Annotated in this window: 18 protein-coding genes and 1 pseudogene; 8 read left to right on the top strand and 11 right to left on the bottom strand. The window is 74.3% G+C overall.

Features of this window, described 5'->3' with window-relative positions; translation table 11 throughout:
• Nucleotides 1-137: 137 nt before the first annotated feature.
• Together ACWDR0_RS19150 and ACWDR0_RS19145 are read right to left on the bottom strand one after the other, a co-directional pair.
• A complete protein-coding gene (locus ACWDR0_RS19150) occupies nucleotides 138-1,028 on the bottom strand; it encodes a YhjD/YihY/BrkB family envelope integrity protein (protein WP_456352875.1) in 891 nt (296 codons plus the stop codon).
• Nucleotides 1,029-1,129: 101 nt separating this feature from the next.
• The gene (locus ACWDR0_RS19145) at nucleotides 1,130-2,344 is read right to left on the bottom strand and encodes an ROK family protein (protein ID WP_456352874.1); all 1,215 of its coding nucleotides are present in this window, start codon (nucleotides 2,342-2,344) and stop codon (nucleotides 1,130-1,132) included.
• A 421-nt stretch (nucleotides 2,345-2,765) separates the two neighbouring features.
• Here ACWDR0_RS19145 and ACWDR0_RS19140 point away from each other — a divergent pair, with 421 nt between their 5' ends.
• Nucleotides 2,766-3,518 (top strand): maleylpyruvate isomerase family mycothiol-dependent enzyme, encoded by a 753-nt coding sequence (locus ACWDR0_RS19140; protein ID WP_456352873.1) that lies wholly within the window; start codon nucleotides 2,766-2,768, stop codon nucleotides 3,516-3,518.
• A gap of 80 nt (nucleotides 3,519-3,598) precedes the next feature.
• Nucleotides 3,599-3,970 (top strand): DUF6332 family protein, encoded by a 372-nt coding sequence (locus ACWDR0_RS19135; RefSeq protein ID WP_456352872.1) that lies wholly within the window; start codon nucleotides 3,599-3,601, stop codon nucleotides 3,968-3,970.
• Here the strand turns inward: ACWDR0_RS19135 and ACWDR0_RS19130 are convergent.
• From ACWDR0_RS19130 to ACWDR0_RS19120, 3 genes are all read right to left on the bottom strand, one after another.
• The gene (locus ACWDR0_RS19130; protein ID WP_456352871.1) at nucleotides 3,931-4,596 is read right to left on the bottom strand and encodes a response regulator; all 666 of its coding nucleotides are present in this window, start codon (nucleotides 4,594-4,596) and stop codon (nucleotides 3,931-3,933) included. The genes ACWDR0_RS19135 and ACWDR0_RS19130 overlap by 40 nt on opposite strands.
• 65 nt (nucleotides 4,597-4,661) lie before the next feature.
• On the bottom strand, nucleotides 4,662-5,900 hold the full coding sequence (locus ACWDR0_RS19125) for a sensor histidine kinase (protein ID WP_456352870.1): 1,239 nt from the start codon (nucleotides 5,898-5,900) through the stop codon (nucleotides 4,662-4,664).
• A 178-nt stretch (nucleotides 5,901-6,078) separates the two neighbouring features.
• Nucleotides 6,079-6,777 carry a TetR/AcrR family transcriptional regulator gene (locus ACWDR0_RS19120; protein WP_456352869.1) on the bottom strand — a complete coding sequence of 233 codons (699 nt, stop codon included), beginning with the start codon at nucleotides 6,775-6,777 and terminating at the stop codon, nucleotides 6,079-6,081.
• 199 nt (nucleotides 6,778-6,976) lie between these two features.
• On the opposite strand from ACWDR0_RS19120, the gene ACWDR0_RS19115 reads away from it, so the two are divergent.
• Nucleotides 6,977-7,534, top strand: a complete 558-nt coding sequence (locus tag ACWDR0_RS19115) for a nitroreductase/quinone reductase family protein (RefSeq protein WP_456352868.1) — start codon at nucleotides 6,977-6,979, stop codon at nucleotides 7,532-7,534.
• A gap of 263 nt (nucleotides 7,535-7,797) precedes the next feature.
• Here ACWDR0_RS19115 and ACWDR0_RS19110 read toward each other — a convergent pair whose 3' ends face one another.
• Nucleotides 7,798-9,120 carry a geranylgeranyl reductase family protein gene (locus tag ACWDR0_RS19110; protein ID WP_456352867.1) on the bottom strand — a complete coding sequence of 441 codons (1,323 nt, stop codon included), beginning with the start codon at nucleotides 9,118-9,120 and terminating at the stop codon, nucleotides 7,798-7,800.
• A 147-nt stretch (nucleotides 9,121-9,267) separates the two neighbouring features.
• On the opposite strand from ACWDR0_RS19110, the gene ACWDR0_RS19105 reads away from it, so the two are divergent.
• Nucleotides 9,268-10,626 carry a M20/M25/M40 family metallo-hydrolase gene (locus ACWDR0_RS19105; RefSeq protein WP_456352866.1) on the top strand — a complete coding sequence of 453 codons (1,359 nt, stop codon included), beginning with the start codon at nucleotides 9,268-9,270 and terminating at the stop codon, nucleotides 10,624-10,626.
• A gap of 121 nt (nucleotides 10,627-10,747) precedes the next feature.
• On the opposite strand, the gene ACWDR0_RS19100 is transcribed toward ACWDR0_RS19105, so the two are convergent.
• Complete coding sequence (locus ACWDR0_RS19100) at nucleotides 10,748-11,317, bottom strand: Uma2 family endonuclease (protein ID WP_456352865.1); 570 nt, start codon at nucleotides 11,315-11,317, stop codon at nucleotides 10,748-10,750.
• A 206-nt stretch (nucleotides 11,318-11,523) separates the two neighbouring features.
• On the opposite strand from ACWDR0_RS19100, the gene ACWDR0_RS19095 reads away from it, so the two are divergent.
• Nucleotides 11,524-12,225 (top strand): MBL fold metallo-hydrolase, encoded by a 702-nt coding sequence (locus tag ACWDR0_RS19095; protein ID WP_456352864.1) that lies wholly within the window; start codon nucleotides 11,524-11,526, stop codon nucleotides 12,223-12,225.
• Between the two features lie 194 nt (nucleotides 12,226-12,419).
• On the top strand, nucleotides 12,420-12,809 hold the full coding sequence (locus ACWDR0_RS19090) for a nuclear transport factor 2 family protein (RefSeq protein ID WP_456352916.1): 390 nt from the start codon (nucleotides 12,420-12,422) through the stop codon (nucleotides 12,807-12,809).
• A 47-nt stretch (nucleotides 12,810-12,856) separates the two neighbouring features.
• Here the strand turns inward: ACWDR0_RS19090 and ACWDR0_RS19085 are convergent, their stop codons facing one another.
• A complete protein-coding gene (locus ACWDR0_RS19085; protein ID WP_456352863.1) occupies nucleotides 12,857-13,960 on the bottom strand; it encodes an NUDIX domain-containing protein in 1,104 nt (367 codons plus the stop codon).
• Nucleotides 13,961-14,256: 296 nt separating this feature from the next.
• On the bottom strand, nucleotides 14,257-15,240 hold the full coding sequence (locus ACWDR0_RS19080) for an ROK family protein (RefSeq protein ID WP_456352862.1): 984 nt from the start codon (nucleotides 15,238-15,240) through the stop codon (nucleotides 14,257-14,259).
• Between the two features lie 230 nt (nucleotides 15,241-15,470).
• Here ACWDR0_RS19080 and ACWDR0_RS19075 point away from each other — a divergent pair, with 230 nt between their 5' ends.
• On the top strand, nucleotides 15,471-16,448 hold the full coding sequence (locus ACWDR0_RS19075) for a LacI family DNA-binding transcriptional regulator (RefSeq protein WP_456352915.1): 978 nt from the start codon (nucleotides 15,471-15,473) through the stop codon (nucleotides 16,446-16,448).
• Between the two features lie 386 nt (nucleotides 16,449-16,834).
• Entirely contained in the window at nucleotides 16,835-17,110 is a 276-nt protein-coding gene (locus tag ACWDR0_RS19070) for a hypothetical protein (RefSeq protein WP_456352861.1), read from the top strand.
• A 79-nt stretch (nucleotides 17,111-17,189) separates the two neighbouring features.
• Here ACWDR0_RS19070 and ACWDR0_RS19065 read toward each other — a convergent pair whose 3' ends face one another.
• Both ACWDR0_RS19065 and ACWDR0_RS19060 read right to left on the bottom strand, forming a co-directional pair.
• Nucleotides 17,190-18,488, bottom strand: a complete 1,299-nt coding sequence (locus ACWDR0_RS19065; RefSeq protein ID WP_456352860.1) for a DUF6986 family protein — start codon at nucleotides 18,486-18,488, stop codon at nucleotides 17,190-17,192.
• A 182-nt stretch (nucleotides 18,489-18,670) separates the two neighbouring features.
• Nucleotides 18,671-18,796: pseudogene (locus ACWDR0_RS19060) on the bottom strand (electron transfer flavoprotein subunit alpha/FixB family protein); the annotation flags it as partial.

The following is an 18,796-nucleotide window of genomic DNA, read 5'->3' as shown; positions in this document are numbered from 1 at the left end:
TGCGGCCCGGCCCGGATCTCCGGCCCGTCCGGAACCCCGTTCGTCCGGACCTGACCCCGTTCGTCTGGACCGTAATCCGTTCGTCCGGACTGGAATCCGTTCGTCCGGACCGGAATCCGTTCGTCCGGAACTCCGGCTCAGTCCCCGGATCCGGTGCCGTCGAAGTCCGGCAGCACCGCCCGCTCCAGCCGCCGCCGGACCCGCTCCTCGTGGACCAGCCGGCCGACGAGCGCCCCGCCGTACACCACCACGCCCACGCCGACCAGCCACGACTGGAGCACCAGCACGGTCCCGAAGGGGCCGTAGGTGACGGCGTTCGAGGCGATCAGCGGGGAGAACACCGCCTGCGAGAAGATCCGCAGCCCCAGCATGAAGAGGGCGGTGGCGACCGCCCCGGGGAACAGCGCGCCCCAGCGGACCCGGCCGCCCAGCAGCAGCCGCTGGGCGACCCAGAAGAACACGAACGTGCCGACGACGTCCGCGACGGCGGTGCCGACGGTCCCGGGGGCGCTGCGGCCGAACGCGGGCGTGTTCACGAACAGCAGCAGCGCGAGGACCAGCAGGGCGAGGAAGACGACGTGCCGCCACATGGTGTGCCAGCGGGCGGTGGGCAGGTCCCAGACCTTCTCGTACCCGGTCTGCACCGCCGATCCGAAGGTGAGCCCGAAGACCGCGAGGGCGGCGAGACCGAACGCCGTGGTCCGCTGGAGCGCGGTGCCCGGCGGCGCGAACAGCTTCTCGACCTGGTCCTGGGAGGCGGCGGAGACCCCGAGCGCCTGGCCGAGCCAGCGGGCGAACCCCTCAGAGCCCGCCGGGTCCGCGGCGGCGACCACCACCAGGAGGGGGACCAGGGTGAGGAAGCCGAGGGCCGCGAAACCCATGGCCCGGTGCAGCAGCTCCATCTCACGGGCCCGGTTCCAGCCGAGTCCCACGGGCGACGCGGCGACGGCGCCGTGCAGTCGGCGGAAACGGTCGCGGAACCGGTCCACGACGGCGGCCGGCCGTGGGCCGGAGGGCTCGAGGGTCATGTCCGTCGCCTACCCGGATCCCCGCGCCGGGCCGCTTCCGGTGCCCCCGGACGGGTGGCGGCGGCCGTCGCACGGGGGCGCCGCGGGCTGCTCCGCGGCGGTCAGCCCAGAGCGCGGAGGGGGTCGTCGAGCACCGGCTGCCAGGCCAGTTCCGCGGCGCCGACGAGGGTGTTGTGGTCGAGGGTGGAGGCGAGGATCGGTACCCCGCCGCTGCGGCCCCACAGACTGCGGTCGGCCACCACGGACCGCAGCCGCCCCGGGTCGGCGGCGAGCAGGGCGCGGTGCAGTCCGCCGAGGACGATGCGGTCGGGGTTGAGGATGTTCACCAGCCCGGCCAGGCCGAGGCCCAGACGGTCGATCAGCTCCTCGCAGGCGGCCCGTACCGCGGGATCGTCGTACTCCGTACGGAGCAGTCGTTCCGACTGGGCGAGCAGGGAGACCTCGGGTCCCGGGGTGCGCCCCGCGGCCGTGAGGAAGGCGAGCGGATCGGTCTCGACGTCGAGGCAGCCGCGGCTGCCGCAGTGACAGGGGCGGCCCTCGGGATTGACGGTGAGATGGCCGACTTCGAGGGCCAGCCCGGAACTGCCGGTGTGCAGTCGGCCGTCCAGGACCAGCGCGCCGCCGACGCCCCGGTGCCCGGTGGCGACGCAGAGCAGATGGCGCGCGCCCTGCCCGCCGCCGTGCCGGTACTCGGCGAGGGCGGCGAGATTGACGTCGTTGCCGGTGAAGGCCGGGCCTTCGATCCCGGCGGCCCGGATGTGTTCGGCGAAGATGTCCCGGACGGGGGAACCGGCGGGCCAGGCGATGTGCAGCGGGTTGAGGGCGGTGCCGTCGGGCTCGGCGACCGCGGACGGCACGGCCAGTCCGGCGCCCGCGCAGCGCCGTCCGCTCGCCCGCAGCAGCTCCGCTCCGGCGTCGACGACGGCGCCGATGACCTGGCCGGGGTCGGCGGCCGGGGTCAGACAGCCCGGGGCGGTGGCGACGATACGCCCGCCGAGGCCGACGAGCGCGGCGCGGAAGCCGTCGGCGTGGACCTGGGCGGCGAGGACCACCGGACCCGAGTCGTCGACGGACAGCCGGTGGGAGGGCCTGCCCTGGGAGCCGGTCGCGGCGGCGGGCCGGGAGTCGACGCGGATCAGGCCGAGCGCCTCCAGTTCGGCGGCGACGGCGCCCGCGGTGGCCCGGGTGACACCCAGTTCGGCGGTGAGGACGGCGCGGGTGGGCGCGCGTCCGGTGTGGACGAGTTCCAATGCGGGGCCGAGTGCGCTGCGGCCCCTCTCCAGTCGCGATCTGGTGCTCGTCCCCTTGCCGTTCATGGAGGCGAGTCTCCCATGGTCCGCGGGTCCGGCGGCGCGCTCGGGGGCGGGCGGTGGAGCAGCGCTCCGGCGGCGCCCGCGGGAAGGGCGGCCGTCCGGCGGCGCCCGCGGGGAGCGGCGGTCCGGCGCCCGGGGCCGATGGTCCGGGGGTGCCCTCCGCCGCCCGGTGGTGCGCTCGGGGCGAGGAGTGGACCGGCGGGCGATCCTGGGCCGGTGGTCCGCGGTGCCGCCCCGGGACCGTGGTCCGGCAGCGGACCGGCAGCGCCCTTGCGGGGCGCGTCGGCCGGGCGGCGGCGGGCCGGGCGGAATCCGGCGGTCCGGCGGGGCGCCACGGCGGGCGCACCGCGGGCGCGGAGCCCGGTGTTGGCGGGCCGCCGTCCCGGGACCGGTCCGGCGGCGGGCCCGATGGCAGAATCCCGGCATGGAGACCAACGATTTCATCGAGGTCGTCGAACGGGAGGGCGGGCTGCTGGCGGACGCCGCCGCCGCGGCGGGCCCGGACGCGGCGGTGCCGAGCTGTCCGGACTGGCAGGTACGGGACCTGGTGCGGCATACCGGCGTCGTGCACCGGTGGGCGGCGTCCCATGTGGCGGGGCGGCACCGCGAGCCCATGGCGCCCGACCCGCTGCCCGAACTCGACGGCGACGCGCTGCTGAGCTGGTTCCGCGAGGGGCACCGGAAGCTGGTGCAGACGCTCCGCGCCACCCCGGCCGATCTGGAGTGCTGGACCTTCCTGCCCGCCGCCTCCGCGCTCGGCTTCTGGGTCCGGCGGCAGGCGCACGAGACCTCCGTGCACCGGGTCGACGCCGAGGGCGCGCTGGGCGGGGCGCCGGGGACGCCCGGGGTGTTCTCGCCCCTGGCGCCGGAGTTCGCCGCCGACGGCATCACGGAGCTGCTGGCCGGCTTCCACGCCGGGGACCGGAGCCGGGTGCGCTCGGACGAGCCCCGGACGCTGCGGGTGCGGACCGTGGACACGGGGCAGACGTGGACGGTACGGATCTCGGCGGATCCGCCCGTCACCGACACCTCCGGGACCGGGCCGGTCGACTGCGAGCTGCGGGGCACCGCGGAGCAGTTGTATCTGACCCTCTGGAACCGATTGCCGCTGAGCGGTGTATCCCTGGAGGGGGACGCCTCGGCGGCGGCGCTCTGGCGGCAGTTCTCGGCCGTCTGAGCCCGCGCGGGACGGGACCCGTCCGGCGCCGGAGGGCCCGGGCAGCGGAAGGCCCCGCGGGGCCGGAGAGAGGAGCCGCCGTGCAGTCCGACCGTTTCCGGGACGGAGCCCGGGCCGAACGTCCGGGCCGGACCCGGGCCGAACGCGACGCGGTCACCGTGGAGATCGGCTATGCGCTGGCCAGCGCCGTCTTCGCGGCGGCCGTCGTATTCGGCGCCGTAGCCGGGCCCGCCCTGCTCTTCCCCCTGTCCGAAGGGTTCGAGGACGCTCTGAGAGCCATCGGCAGGGCCGCGGCCGTGCTGGTGTTCGTGGTGCGGGTGGCGACGGTGCTGTGGCGCTTCGCCCCCGTACGGGACCGGGCCGGGCGGCGGGAGGGCGGCCGCCCGGACGGGACCGGGCCCGGTCCGGGCGGTCAGCCCAGCCAGCCCGGGCGGACCAGACCGGACTCGTAGGCGAGGACGACCAGCTGCGCCCGGTCGCGGGCGCCGAGTTTCACCATCGTGCGGCTGACATGCGTTTTGGCCGTGAGGGGGCTGACGACGAGCCTGCGGGCTATCTCCTCGTTCGACAGGCCGATGCCGACCAGGGCCATCACCTCCCGCTCCCGCTCGGTGAGCCCGGCGAGCAGCCCGTCGTCCGCGGGTGCCTTGGAGCGCGCGGCGAACTCGGCGATGAGTCTGCGCGTCACCCCCGGGGAGAGCAGGGCGTCCCCGGCGACCACCGCGCGGACCGCACGCAGCAGTTCGTCGGGTTCGGTGTCCTTCACCAGGAAGCCGGAGGCGCCCGAACGGATCGCCTCGAAGACGTATTCGTCGAGTTCGAAGGTGGTGAGCATGATCACCTTCACTCCGGCGAGTCCGGGGTCCGCGGTGATCCGGCGGGTCGCCGCGAGGCCGTCGAGCACCGGCATCCGGATATCCATCAGCACCACGTCCGGCCGTGCCTCGGCGGCCAGGCGTACGGCTTCGGCGCCGTCGGCGGCCTCGCCCGCGACCTCGATGTCCTCCTGGGCGTCGAGCAGCGCCCGGAAGCCTGCCCGGACCAGTAGTTGGTCGTCGGCGAGCAGCACCCGAACCATCGTCTCTCCTTCGTACGGTACGGCCGGTCCGGCGCCGCCGCGGGGTGTCCCGGGCGCGGCCGAGGTCACGGCGTCTTCTCGGACCGGAGGGGCAGATCGGCGCGGACGGTGTATCCCCCGCCCGGCCGGTGCCCCGCCTCGATGGTGCCACCGAGCCCGGCGGCCCGTTCCCGCATCCCGGCCAGGCCGTTGCCGCTGCCGCCCGCGTGGGAGCCGGTTGCGGGCCCCTCGTCGTCGATGCGCAGCGTCAGCCGCCCCGGCCCGTAGGAGATCCGGACCCCGGCGGTACGGGACCCGGAGTGGCGTACGACGTTGGTCAGTGCCTCCTGGACGATCCGGAACGCGGCGAGGTCCGTGCCCGGCGGGAGCGCGGCTGGAGTGCCCGTGCGTTCGACGGTGACGGTGAGGCCGACGCCTGCGGCCTGGTCGACCAGCTCGGGCAGCCGGTCCAGGCCGGGGGCGGGGGCGCGCGGGGCATCGCCGGGGGTGCGGAGGCTGTCCAGGACTTGGCGGACGTCGCCGAGCGCCTCCTTGCTGGCGGCCTTGATGGCGGTGAGCGCGGTCCGCGCCTGTTCGGTGTCGCGGTCCAGCAGGGCGAGTCCGACGCCCGCCTGGACATGGATGACGGAGAGGGAGTGCGCGAGGACGTCGTGCAGCTCACGGGCGATCAGCAGCCGCTCCTCGTCGGCTCGGCGGCGCGCCGCGACCGCGCGTTCGGCGGCGGCGCGGGCCCATTCCGCCCGGCGGACCCGGACCAGTTCGGAGCCCGCCAGGATGGCGGTCGTCCAGGCGGCGACCACCAGCTCCTTGCCCCAGGGGACGGCCCGGTCCCCGTCGGGCGGCAGATAGGCGTACAGCCAGTGGGAGAGCAGCACATGACCAGCCCAGAACACTCCCGCCGCCCACCAGGCGGCGCGCCGGTGTCCGGCCACGACGGCGGAGAACACGGCGACGACGAGCGGGAGTACCGAGGGGCCGTACGGATAGCCCGCGCAGAGGTAGAGCAGGGTGGCGGCGGTCGTGGCGGCCAGTACGGCGACGGGCCGGCGGAGCCTGAGCAGCAGGAAGGCCGCGGGCATCACCAGCAGAACCCGGCCGAGGCCGTCGAGGGGTTCCCGGACGCCGGGATGCCCCTTGGCCTCGGCGACGCCCGCGCCGACGACGGTGAACACCGCGACCAGCAGGGTCGAGGGCCACGGCAGCCCGGCGGCGGCGCGGCGGCGCTCCCAGATCCGGGCCCACGGCGGTTCCTCCCGGTCGCCCGTGACGGAAAGACTGCAGGTGGGCACCGCCTTGTCGTCCATGGCGGCCACCGTAGACGGGCCGCCACGGCGGTGCGTCAGCCCGGCGGGGTGATCGCTCGTACTCCACCGGCAGTACGGCGGCGGGCAGCGGCTGCGACCGCGGTGCGGGCGGCCGTTGGCCGCGGTCCGTGGCGTACGGCCGCCGAGGTGGCGGAACGCCGGTGGCCGGGCGCGGCGGTCACGGCCTGCGGATCAGCCCGGCCTCGTACGCGAGCCGGTCCACGGCCCGGGAGTAGAAGGCGTCCCGCTCCTCGACGAGCTTGTTGAACTGCCCGAACAGTTCGAAGGAGATCAGCCCGAAGAGCTGTGCCCAGACGGCGACCAGGGCCAGGACTACGGCGGGCGGCAGATCGGGGGCGAAGTCGGCGGCGAGCCTGCGGGCCTCGGCGGTCAGGGCCCGGTCGAGGGGCGGAAGGGCGAGCCGTCCGGCGGCGTGGGCGTCCCGGACGACGGTGAACATCACGGCGCCGACCCGGGCGGCGGGGCCGACGGTGTCCTGGGGCGCGGTGTATCCGGGGACGGGTGAGCCGTAGAGGAGGGCGTACTCGTGGGGGTGGGCGAGGGCCCAGGCACGGACGGCACCGCAGACGGCGGCCCAGCGGTCGGTGGGGGCGGCCGTGGCGGGGGTGGTGGCGAGCGCCGATTCGGCGGCTTCGCCGAGGGCGTCGTAGGCGTCGATGATCAGGGCGGTCAGCAGCTCGTCGCGGCTCGGGAAGTAGCGGTAGAGCGCGGAGGAGACCATGCCCAGCTCACGGGCGACGGCGCGCAGGGAGAGTTTGGTCGCCCCCTCCGACGCGACCTGCCGCCGTGCGGCGTCCTTGATGGCGGCGGTGACTTCGGCTCGGGCCCGGTCTCTGGCCCCGCGGATCGTGGTCATGGGGGGAGTGTTCCATGTTTCGGAGCACTGACCAATTTCGAGAGCACTGCTCTTGCATTGGAGCGGCAATCCGTGGACACTGATCTCAAGAGAGAGCACCGCTCTCGCAACGGGTCGCCGATCCACACTGGAAACGGTGACCCATTGCGAATCGCTTGCCACATTCACCGCACTCGCCACTCGGACCCCAGGAGTTCCCATGTCACCGCAGCAGACCACCCGGCCCTTGGAGACCTCGGCGTCGCAGCAGACCCACCAGGCCGATCGGGCCTCTCGGAATCCCTCGCCCCAGGGTTCCCGGGCCGGTGACAAAGCCGCCCGCTATCTCCGCCCGGGCCGTCTGGACCGTGCGTTCGGTGCGATCGTCGCCCGGCTCGCCCGGCGCGGGGTGAGCCTGATGGGGTCGGCGGAGCTGTCGGTCCGCGGGCGCAGCAGCGGCGAGTGGCGCAGTATCCCGGTCAATCCCCTGGCGTTCGAGGGCGCCGACTATCTGGTCTCGGCGCGCGGCCACTCCCAGTGGGTGCGCAATATGCGGGCGGCCGGCGGCGGACGTCTCACGCTGGGCCGGAAGGTGCGGCACTTCACCGCGGTGGAGCTGGCCGACGCCGAGAAGCCGGCCGTGCTCCGGGCCTATCTGGAGCGCTGGGGCTGGGAGGTCGGCCGGTTCTTCGACGGCGTGACCGCTGCCGCGACGGACGACGAGCTGCTGGCGGCGGCCCACCGGCACCCGGTGTTCCGGATCACCGGCGAGAGGTGACCGGCGCCCGCGGGAAACAGACGCGGGAAACAGCCGGTGGCAGGGATCCCGGCGCCCCGGTCCCCGGAGGTGACCGGCGCCCACGGGGAACGGGGAACGGCAGCGGGGGACTCCCCCGGGTGTTCCCGGAAAGAATCCCCCGCCGTGTACGGGACCGCCGTGTACGTGACCGCGGTGTGCGGACCGCCGTGCAGCCGGCCGGCCTGCGCCGCGGACACCGGACCGGGGATCCGGGCCGGGCCGCTCCGCAGGCAGGAAAGCTCCTACGTGGTCGACGGCTCCTTCTCGTCGGAGTCGTGGTCCGGCGACTCCGGAGCGTCGGCCGCGCCGCGGTCCGCGGGACGGCCGGGATCGCCCATCCGGCGGTCCAGCGCCTCCAGCGCGCGACGGGCCACACCGCTGCCCCGGACCAGCCCGGCCAGCGTGGCCGAACCACGGGTGATGTCGGTGAAGGCGCGCCAGGCCGGACGCAGACCGGTGAGCGCCGCGTGGACCAGCCCGGGGCGGCGTTCGAAGACACCGAGCATGCGCCGTCCGACGGCCATCTCGACACCGAGCCCCGCCTTGATGGCGAAGGCGTAGTTCAGCGCCTGCCGCCGGGCGTCGACCGCGTCGTGGGCCTCGGCGATCCGGACCGCCCACTCCCCCGCGAGCCGTCCCGACCGCAGGGCGAAGGAGATGCCCTCACGGGTCCACGGCTCCAGCAGCCCGGCCGCGTCTCCGCAGACCAGCACCCGGCCGCGGGAGAGCGGCGAATCGTCGCTACGGCAGCGGGTGAGATGCCCCGAGGAGACCGACGGCTCGAAGCCGGCCAGCCCGAGGCGGGCGATGAAGTCCTCCAGATACCGTTTGGTCGCGGAGCCCTCGCCGCGGGCCGCGATGACCCCGACCGTGAGCGTCCGCCCCTTGGGGAACACCCAGCCGTAACTGCCGGGCATCGGACCCCAGTCGATCAGGACCCGCCCGGCCCAGTCCTCGGCAACCGGCTCGGGCACCGGGATCTCGGCCTCGAGGCCGAGGTCCACCTGGTCGAGCTTGACGCCGACGTGCTTCCCTATCCGGCTGGCGCTGCCGTCCGCGCCGACGACCGCGTGCGCGAGGATCGTCTCCCCGGTGGTGGTGACCACGGCCACCGTCCGCCGGTCCGGCACGGCCGCGCCGTGCTGCTCCACCCGGGCGACGGCGACTCCCGTCCGCAGGACGGCTCCCGCCTTCTCGGCGTGCTCGACGAGCAGGGCGTCGAACTCGGGGCGGTTGATCAGCCCGAAGAGCATCCGCTTGGACTTGCGGGTCCGCGACAGTCTGCCGTTGAGGCTGAAGGTGACCGCATGCACCCGGTCGCGCAACGGCAGTTCGAAGCCGGGCGGCAGGCTGTCGCGGGACGGGCCGATGATGCCGCCGCCGCAGGTCTTGTAGCGGGGCAGTTCGGCCTTCTCCACCAGGAGGACCCGGCGGCCCGCCACCGCCGCCGCGTATGCCGCGGACGCTCCGGCCGGCCCCGCGCCGACCACGACCACGTCCCACACCGGGCCGCTGTGCCCCTGTGCTTCCGACTCTGCCCCGGTGACACCGTTCTCGCTGCTCACGATGTGGTTATGCTCCCGATATCCGACGCGTGCCCGCTGCTCTCGCACGGCATCCTACGGCGCGGCCGCACCCGCTCGCTGTGGCAGGATCGACCGCGCGTTCGCCGTACACCTACCCTCAACGTCGCAGCCCCCAGGAGCGTGCCCATGTCCGACCACCGGATCGCCGAGACCGTCGCGGGGCTGATGCCCCGGGCCCGTGCCGAGCTGGCCGAACTGGTGGCGTTCGCCTCGGTGGCGGATCCGGAGCAGTTCCCGCGGAGCGAGTGCGAGGGCGCGGCCCGCTGGTGCGCGGACGCGCTGCGCGCCGAGGGCTTCACCGACGTGTCGGTCTTCGGCACCCCGGACGGCACCGAGTCGGTGTACGGCTTTCTGCCGGGCCCCGAGGGCGCGCCGACGGTCCTGCTGTACGCGCACTACGACGTCCAGCCGCCGCTGGACCCCGCCGCCTGGGACTCCCCGCCGTTCGAGCTGACCGAGCGCGACGGCCGCTGGTACGGGCGGGGCGCCGCCGACTGCAAGGGCGGCTTCCTGATGCATCTGCTCGCGCTGCGCGCCCTCAAGGCGGGCGGCGGGGTGCCGGTGAACGTGAAGGTGATCGCCGAGGGCTCGGAGGAGCAGGGCACCGGTGGTCTGGAGCGGTACGCCGAGCAGCACCCGGAACTGCTGGCGGCGGACGCCGTGGTGATCGGTGACACCGGGAACTTCCGGACCGGCCTGCCGACGGTGACGGCGACCCTGCGCGGTATGACCATGCTGCGGGTACGGGTCGACACTCTGGCCGGAAACCTCCACTCGGGCCAGTTCGGCGGGGCGGCCCCGGACGCGCTGGCCGCGCTGATCCGGGTGCTCGACTCGCTGCGCGCCGAGGACGGCTCGACGACGGTCGACGGCCTGGAGGCCGGCCAGTCCTGGGACGGCCTGGACTACCCCGAGGACGCCTTCCGCTCGGACGCGAAGGTCCTCGACGGGGTGGAGCTGATCGGCACCGGCACGGTCGCGGACCGGCTGTGGGCCCGCCCCGCGGTGTCCGTAATCGGCATCGACTGCCCGCCGGTCGTCGGGGCGACCCCGTCGGTGCAGGCGAGCGCCCGGGCGACGGTCAGCCTGCGGGTTCCCCCGGGCCAGGACGCGGCGGCGGCCACCGGGCTGCTGACGGCACATCTGGAGAAGCACACGCCCTGGGGCGCGCGGGTCTCGGTGGAGCAGGTCGGCCAGGGGCAGCCGTTCCGGGCGGACACCGGCAGCCCGGCGTACACGGCGATGGCGGACGCCATGCGCGTGGCCTACCCGGGGCAGGAGATGCAGACCGCGGGCATGGGCGGCTCCATTCCGCTCTGCGGCACCCTGGCGGACCTCTACCCCGAGGCGGAGATCCTTCTCATCGGCCTGAGCGACCCGGCGGCCCAGATCCACGCGCCGAACGAGTCGGTGTCCCCGGAGGAGCTGGAGCGCCTGTCGGTGACCGAGGCACTGTTCCTGCGGAACTACGCGGCGTCGAAGTAGGCCGGAAAGGAGTCCGCGGTACCGGGCCGTCCCGGTACCGCGTGCCCGGACCCGGCAGCCCTGGTCCGGGCGCGCCGGGCTAACGGGCACGCCATGGACCGCGGGCCGCACGGAATCCGGACTACCGGCGGGCGATTCCCGCCGGGTCGATCTCCATGGGGAAGGGCCGGTCGACCGTGGCGACCGCGCCGGGCAGGGTTGCCGTCCGCTCGGTGTAGCGGCCGCGGTCGAGTTCGCCGACGATCAGGCGGGGCGCCGGGTCGAACTCGAACCGCCAGTAGTGCGGGATCGCGGCCTCGGCGTAGAGCAGGGGTTTGAGTTTGCGGTCCAGCGTCCGGTTGCCGGGGGACACCAGCTCGACGACCAGCTGAACGGCGTCGGCACCGATACTCACGGCATCGTCCACGGTGGCGCTTGCGTCGGCGACGACGATGTCCGGGACGACCAGACCGACGGGGAGGACGACACTGACGGCCTCCAGGACCTCCGCCGGCGCGCCGGCGGCCTGCGCCGCGGCGTCGAGTGCGACATGGAGCCGGTAGCTCGCGCGTTGATGACGCAGCCCGGGAGCGGGAGACATCACGAGGGATTCCCCCAGCAGCTCGTAGCGCACCGAGCGGTCCTCGGGCAGGGCCAGGACATCCTCGACGGTCCAGGGGCCGTGATGATCCGTCAAACCGGCAACGCTCACTCCTCGCACCTCCACGGCCGACCAGGCCAGTGTGACCCGGTCCGGAGTGCCACGCCGCCGGTCCGGGGAAACCCCACCCGCGCGGGTGAGGTGCCCTCCGTGTCCGGCGCGGGAGCCCCTGGGCCCGGAACGATTCAGCGCCGGGCGAAGATCGCGCTCGGCGTACTCGCGCGACGCGGCCCGGTCGGCGTGCCTAGATTCGGGCCATGGACATCGTTGACGTACGGCCCCGGCTCCATATGTTCCGCTTCCCGGTCGGCCAGGCGTATCTCTGGCGCGACGACGACGGGCTGACCCTGATCGACTCCGGTGATGTCACGGCCGGTCCGGCCATTGAGGAGGGGATACGGGCCACGGGCCAGGATCCCGCCCGGCTCCGGCGGATCGTGCTGACGCACTGCCACCGCGACCATGTGGGCGCGGCACAGGAGCTGGCCGACCGGTACGGTGCCGAGATCCTGGCGCACTGGCTGGACGCCCCGGTCGTCCGGGGCGAGGCCCCGACTCCCGAACCGGTCCTGCTGGACTGGGAGATCCCGTACTACGAGCACGGGCTGACGGTGCCGCCCGCCCCGCCGACCCGGGTGGACCGCGAGGTCGGCGACGGCGACGCACTCGGGTTCGGGGACGGCGCGGTGGTGGTCCACGTGCCGGGCCACACCGACGGTTCGATCGGGGTCCATCTGCCGCGGCACGGGGTGCTGTTCACTGGTGACGCCGTCGCCGCCGTCGAAGGACGCGTGATTCTGGGCGTGTTCAACACCGACCGGGCGCGGGCCAAGGAGTCGATGAGCCGCCTCGCCGGGCTGGCGCCCGAGACGGTCTGTTTCGGCCACGGGGATCCGGTGACGGAGGACACCGCGGCGATCCTGCGCGCGGCCGCCGCGGAAGCGGCGGTGGCGGAGTGAGCCGGGCGGACCGGGACGGCGGCGGGGCCGGGACGAGCGGCCCGGCGAAGGGCGTTACGGCGGAGGGCGGTCCGGCGAGCGGGGCGGCGGGCGGTCCAACAGCAGGCGGTCGGGCAGCGGGCGGTCCGGCGGGTGGGACACCGGGCGCGGCGGCCCCGGACGCGACGGCCCCGGACGGGGTGACTTCGGACGCGATGGCCCCGGACGGGGTGGCCGAGGCGATCGCGGGTGAGCTGGAGCTGCTGACTCCGCGGGTACGGTCGGACCGGGAGCGGGCCGGGCGGCTGCTGGACCCCGGTTTTGTGGAGGTGGGGGCTTCGGGCCGCCGGTGGGACCGGGAGTCGATGCTCGCGGAGCTGCCCGTGGCCCCGGGCGCGTCCGAGGACGGTCCGCGGTACGAGCCCGTTGGGATGACCGGGACCGTACTGGCGCCCGGTGTTGTCCATGTGACGTACGAGGTGGTCATCGGCCCGCGCCGGTCGCGGCACAGTTCGATCTGGCGGCGGGGGGACGGCGGCGCCGGGTGGCGTTTGTACTACCACCAGGGCACGGTCGTCCCGCCCGGCACGGCAGAAGGGACCTGACCGGCCCCGGGCGGCAGGAGGGGCGCGCCGCCGCCCGGGGCCGGGTGTCAGCCGACCGGGACGCCCGCCTCCAGGTTCAGCACCACCCCGCGTTCCCTGGCCCGCAGTGCCCAGCGCAGCCGTTCGTACCGGTTCGGCGGCAGCAGTTGCGCGGCCTCGCGCTCGGCGACGAAGCGCCAGCTCCGCAGCTCCCGTCCGGGCAGCCTGACCCGTTCGGCCTCGGCGGCGTCCAGCCTGCCGCCGTCGAAGAGCAGCCGCAGCCCGCCGTAGCCGGGCGGCTTCGGGGGCTCCCAGTCGACGACCAGCAGGCGGGGCACCCGGTCGAGTTCGATGCCCAGTTCCTCGGTGACCTCGCGCATCCCGGCGCGTGCGGGGGCCTCGCCCGTCTCCACCACACCGCCGGGGAACTCCCAGCCGGGCTTGTACGTCGGGTCGACCAGCAGCACCCGGTCCTGGTCGTCGAAGAGGAGCACCCCGGCGGCCACGGTCTCGGCGGTGGGCTCGGGCGTCTGCACGATCTCGCAGACGGGGGCCTCCCCGCTGCGTACGGCCTCGGCGATCCGGTGCGCGGTCTGGCGCGGGTCGAGCAGCCCGTTGTCGACGACGAAGGCGTCGGTCCCGAGCCATCCCAGCGCCGCGCGGTAGGTGTCGATGCGGTCGTACGCCCACCGGCGGCGGCCTTCCGCGTCCCCCGACCGGGCCGCCGGACCGTCACCACCACCCGGCACACCCGGCACACCCGCGCCGTTGGCACCCGGGAGCACCGCCTCCGGCTCGTCCCGGGCGGCGATCCGGGCGCGCAGGATCGTTTCATCAGGCCTCAGCAGCACCTGGTGCACCGGGATCCGGCGGGCCGCGAGCCCCCCGAAGATCTCGTCCCGGTACTCCTGACGCAGCAGTGTCATCGGCACCACCAGCACCCCGCCCAGCTGTGCCAGCAGGGCGGCCGCCGTGTCCACCACGAGCCGTCGCCAGATCGGCAGGTCCTGGAAGTCCCCCACCTCGTCGAGCGTCTTCGGCGGCAGCAGCAGACGCAGTTCCGCGCCGATGAGTTCGGGGTCGTACAGCGTGCTGTTCGGGATCAGATCGACCAGTTCGCCTGCGGTGGTCGTTTTGCCTGCTCCGAACGCACCGTTGATCCAGACGATCACGGTTCCCCCTCTTCCATAGCCCACAGTGGATTGCCCGCAACGCCCCGCCGCGTAACCCGTGGAGGGCGTCCGTGGCCGTCACCGGCCGAAGTGTGTCCGGGTGTCCGGGCGTACGGGTCCCTGCCGGGGCGTCCGCGCGGGCGCCGTGGGCGTCTCACCCTACGTAAGGGGGTCCCGGGGCCGGATCCGGCCCCGGTCCGGCGCGACACGCCGGACCGGCCTGCGGTACCCCGGGATTCCGCGGTGCTCCGCGGCTCGCCGGAGCCGGGACGGTACACCGGCTTGCGGCACGGCCCTCACACCGCGTCGGCGACGTCCGCCGGATCCCCTTCCCGTGCCTGATCCCCTTCCCGCGCGGGGGCAACGACCGCCGCCGCCGCGCCGACCAGCCCGGCGTCCGTCCCGGTCAGTGCCGGGACCACGGCGAGCCGGCGGACGAAGGAGAGCGTGGCGTAGTCGCACAGGCTCCGGCGCAGCGGGGTGAAGAGGACGTCCCCGGCGCCCGCCACTCCCCCGCCGACGACCGCGATATCGATCTCGACCAGGCTCGCCGTCGCCGCGATACCCGCGGCGAGCGCCTGGGCAGCCCGCTCGAACGAGGCCCGGGCGACGGGATGTCCGGCCCGGGCGGCCGCCGCGACCGCCGCCGCGGAGGCGTCCCCGTCCGGCCCGGGCCGCCACCCGCCGTCGAGCGCCCGGCGGGCGATGTTGGGACCGCTGGCGATGCCTTCCACACAGCCGCGGCCGCCGCAGGGGCACGGTTCGCCGTCGAAGTCCACACTGATATGGCCGATATGGCCCGCGTTGCCCGTGGGCCCTGGATGGAGCCGGCCGCCGAGCACCAGCCCGCCGCCGACCCCGGTGGAGACCACCAGGCACAGGGCGTTGTCGTGGCCCCGCGCCGCGCCCTGCCAGTGCTCGGCCGCGGTCATCGCCACACCGTCCCCGACCAGCCCGACCGGCAGCCCGCCGGTGGCCCGCCGCACCCGTGCGACCAGGGGAAAGTCCCGCCAGGCGGGGACGTTGACCGGGCTGACCGTACCCGCCGAAGCGTCGACCGGCCCGGCGCTGCCGATGCCCACCGCCGAAACCCGGGGCCACAGCGGGGCGGCGGCGAGTTCGGCCAGCACCGCGGCCACCGCGAGCATCACGGTCTCGCCGTCCTCCCGGGCGGGTGTGGCACGCTGGGCCCGGGACCGGATCCGGCCACGGCCGTCCACGAGCGCTCCGGCGATCTTGGTACCGCCGATGTCGAGAGCGGCGACGAGCTGCGTCTGCATCGTTCCTGGATCCCCGTTCCCCCCGGGCGGCCCGCCGCTGCGGGCGGCTACGGTCCTAGTCTTCCCTGCTCTGACAACGTTGTCCAGGTTCTATGCTCATCGCAGCATTCGCTGCATTCCCCACCGCACCGCACGACGACGGGACGACACACGTGGCCGACATCGACCGTTCCCCCCTGCTGTCCGGCCGCTCCCGCAGCACCGAGTCCCGCTACGGCAACCGGCCGACCATGAAGGACGTGGCGGCGCGCGCCGGGGTCGGGCTGAAGACGGTGTCCCGGGTGGTCAACGGGGAGCCCGGGGTCACGGCCGACACCGAGCGCCGGGTCCAGGAGGCCATCGATTCCCTCGGTTTCCGCCGCAACGACAGCGCGCGGGTGCTGCGCAAGGGACGGACCGCCTCCATCGGCCTGGTGCTGGAGGATCTCGCCGACCCGTTCTACGGACCGCTGAGCCGGGCGGTCGAGGAGGTCGCCCGGGCGCACGGCGCCCTGCTGATCAACGGTTCGAGCGCCGAGGACCCGGAGCGCGAGCAGGAGTTGGCGCTCGCGCTCTGCGCCCGGCGCGTGGACGGCCTGATCGTCATTCCGGCGGGGCACGACCACCGCTATCTGGAACCGGAGATCAAAGCCGGGATCGCCACCGTCTTCGTCGACCGGCCGCCGGGGCGGATCGACGCGGACACCGTCCTGTCCGACAGCTGCGGCGGCGCCCGGGCGGGAGTCGCCCAGCTGATCGCCCATGGTCACCGCCGGATCGGTTTCATCGGCGACCAGCCGCGGATCCACACCGCGGTGGAGCGGCTGCGGGGCTACCGCGCGGCCATGGAGGACGCGGAGCTGACGGTCCATCCGTCCTGGGTCTCCCTGGGGTCGACGGCCCCGGAGCGAGTACGTCTCGCGGTCGAGGAGATGCTCGACGGCCCGGAACCGGTGACGGCGCTGTTCGCGGGCAACAACCGGGTGACGGTGACGGTGGTGCGGGCCCTTGCGGGCCGGGCGCGGCGGACCGCCCTGGTCGGCTTCGACGACATCGAACTGGCCGACCTGCTCGGCGTGACCGTCATCGCGCAGGACGCCGCCCTGCTGGGACGTACGGCGGCGGAGCGGCTGTTCCGGCGGCTGGACGGCTTCGACGACGACCCGGCCCGGGTGACCCTGGCGACCCGGCTGATCGCCCGCGGCTCCGGCGAGATCCCCCCTCAGTAGCACGGCGGCGGCCGGCGGCGGCCCGCCGCGAACTCCCCGTACGAACGCACCCCCGGCCCCGCCGGGACGGGCAGACCGTCCCGGCGGGGCCGCGGTGCGTCCGGGCCCGGAGGGAACCGTCCATATTGGTCCGGACCTATCCGGAACCGTGCGCCCCCGGCCCACCGTCATGACGGCTGTGGCACCGACGGGCACATCCGGGACACGAGTAAGTCCACCCCGTCATCACGTGATGCATATATTCTCAGCCGGTTCATCCGCATATCAGCCAAATCGTTATGGAATATGAGCTTCCCGTTGATTTGCCCGATGCACCGGGACACTCTTCTTTTCGCCACCGGGGCGGGGACCCCGGCGGCGAAGACGACGAGGGAGGGCTCAACCTCATGTCTGTTCGTAAGGTGTTCGCCGGTATGGCCGTCGCGGCGGCCGTGGCCGGTGCCGGACTCATGACCGCTCCGACTGCCCAGGCTTCCCCCCAGGGCACGTCGGCGCAGTCCTCGGTCGGCACGAAGAGCTGGCAGCCCCGTGGCGACTACGCCACCTGGGGCGAGTGCGCCCAGGCCGCCACGTGGTGGCTCATGTGGGGCGGCGCCTCCTACTTCGACTGCTCGCCCAACCCGGTCACGGGACGCTACGACCTGCTCATCTGGCGTCCCTGACACTCCGACAGCACCACCAGCACGAAGCGCCCGCGGCCGGTCTCCGGCCGCGGGCGCCGCGCGTGTTCGCCGTACGCGCCTACCCGCCCGCCCCTGCCCGGCCGACGCGCCGGGGGAAGGCGAAGGACTCCAGATCCGCGCGGGTCAGACCGGTGAGCCCGGTGACTTCCGCCGGGTCGAGGGCGCCGCAGTCCAGCCCTCGGAGCAGATGGCCGCCGAGCGCCCTGGCCGTGGCGGGTTCGTCCATCACGTCGCCCGTGGACCTGTTCGCGTACGCGGCCAGTCGGGCGGCGGTCCGGTCCAGGCCCTCCCGGTAGTAGGCGAACACGGCGGCGTAGCGGGTGGGCAGATGTCCGGGGTGCATGTCCCAGCCCTGGTAGTAGGCGCGGGCCAGTGCGCGGCGGGTGAGGCCGTAGTGGAGCCGCCAGGCCTCGTGGACCCGGTCGGCCGGGCCGACGGGCAGGACATTGGTGGAGCCGTCGGACACCCGTACGCCGGTACCCGCGGCGGCCACCTGCATCACGGCCTTGGCGTGGTCGGCGGCCGGATGGTCGCTCGACTGGTGGGCCGCGCCGACGCCGAGGCAGGCGCTGTAGTCGAAGGTGCCGTAGTGCAGTCCGGTGGCGCGGCCCCCGGCGGCCCCGATCATCCGGGCGACGGTCGCGGTGCCGTCGGCGGCGAGGACGGCCTGGCTGGTCTCGATCTGTATCTCGAAGCCGATCGTCCCGGGGCCGAGGCCGTGGGCGGTCTCGAAGGCGGCGAGCAGCCGGTCCATCGCGGCGACCTGTTCGGCATAGGTCACCTTGGGGAGTGTGAGCACCAGGCCGCGGGGCAGCCCGCCGTGCTCGACGAGTCCGGTGAGGAAGAGGTCGAGGGTGCGGATGGCCCGGTCGCGTACGGCGGCCTCCAGGCACTTCGTCCGGATTCCGGTGTACGGCGGGGCGGTGCCCTTCTCGTACGCCTCGGCGACCAGGCGCGCGGCCAGCACGGCGTGGGCGTCCTCCTCGGCGTCCGTACGACCGCCGTAGCCGTCCTCGAAGTCGATGCGCAGGTCCTCCACCGGCTCCCGCTCCAGCTTGGCCCGTACCCGCTCGTACACCGGGCCGGCCAGCTCCGCCGGGAGCCCGAGGACGGCGGCGAAGGAGGGCGCGTCCGGGGCGTGTTCGTCGAGGGCGCCGAGGGCCGCGTCGCCCCAGGCGCGGACGGTGTCCCCGGTGAAGGACTCGGCGGGTACGTAGACGGTGTGCACGGGCTGGCGGGTGCCCGGGTCGCCCGGGTAGCGGCGGGCGAGTTCGGTGTCCACCGGGGCGAGGAATGCGTCGACCGCCGCACCGACCGCCGCGTCGAAGGTGGTTGGCAACCGCTTCCGCCGCCCCATACCGCGCTCCTCCCGTTTTCCGCCGGCCGGAGACAGGCTCCGGACGGCGAAGCTATGCGGCGGTCGTGATCGCCGTCAACGGTGGTGAGGGGGCCGGGAAACGGCGGAGCCGCGCGGTGGGCTCCACCGCGCGGCTCCGGACCGCGTACGCACGCCGTTCCGCCCGGGGGCGGGAGTCGGTCTCAGCCCTTGCGGGCCGCGACTTCCTCGGTGAGCTGGGGGACGACGGTGTGGAGGTCGCCGACGATGCCGTAGTCCGCGAGGTCGAAGATCGGGGCCTCGGGGTCCTTGTTGATCGCCACGATCGT

This window comes from Streptomyces sp. NPDC003691 (assembly GCF_053981115.1).
This window is presented reverse-complemented; position numbering and strand designations above follow the sequence as displayed.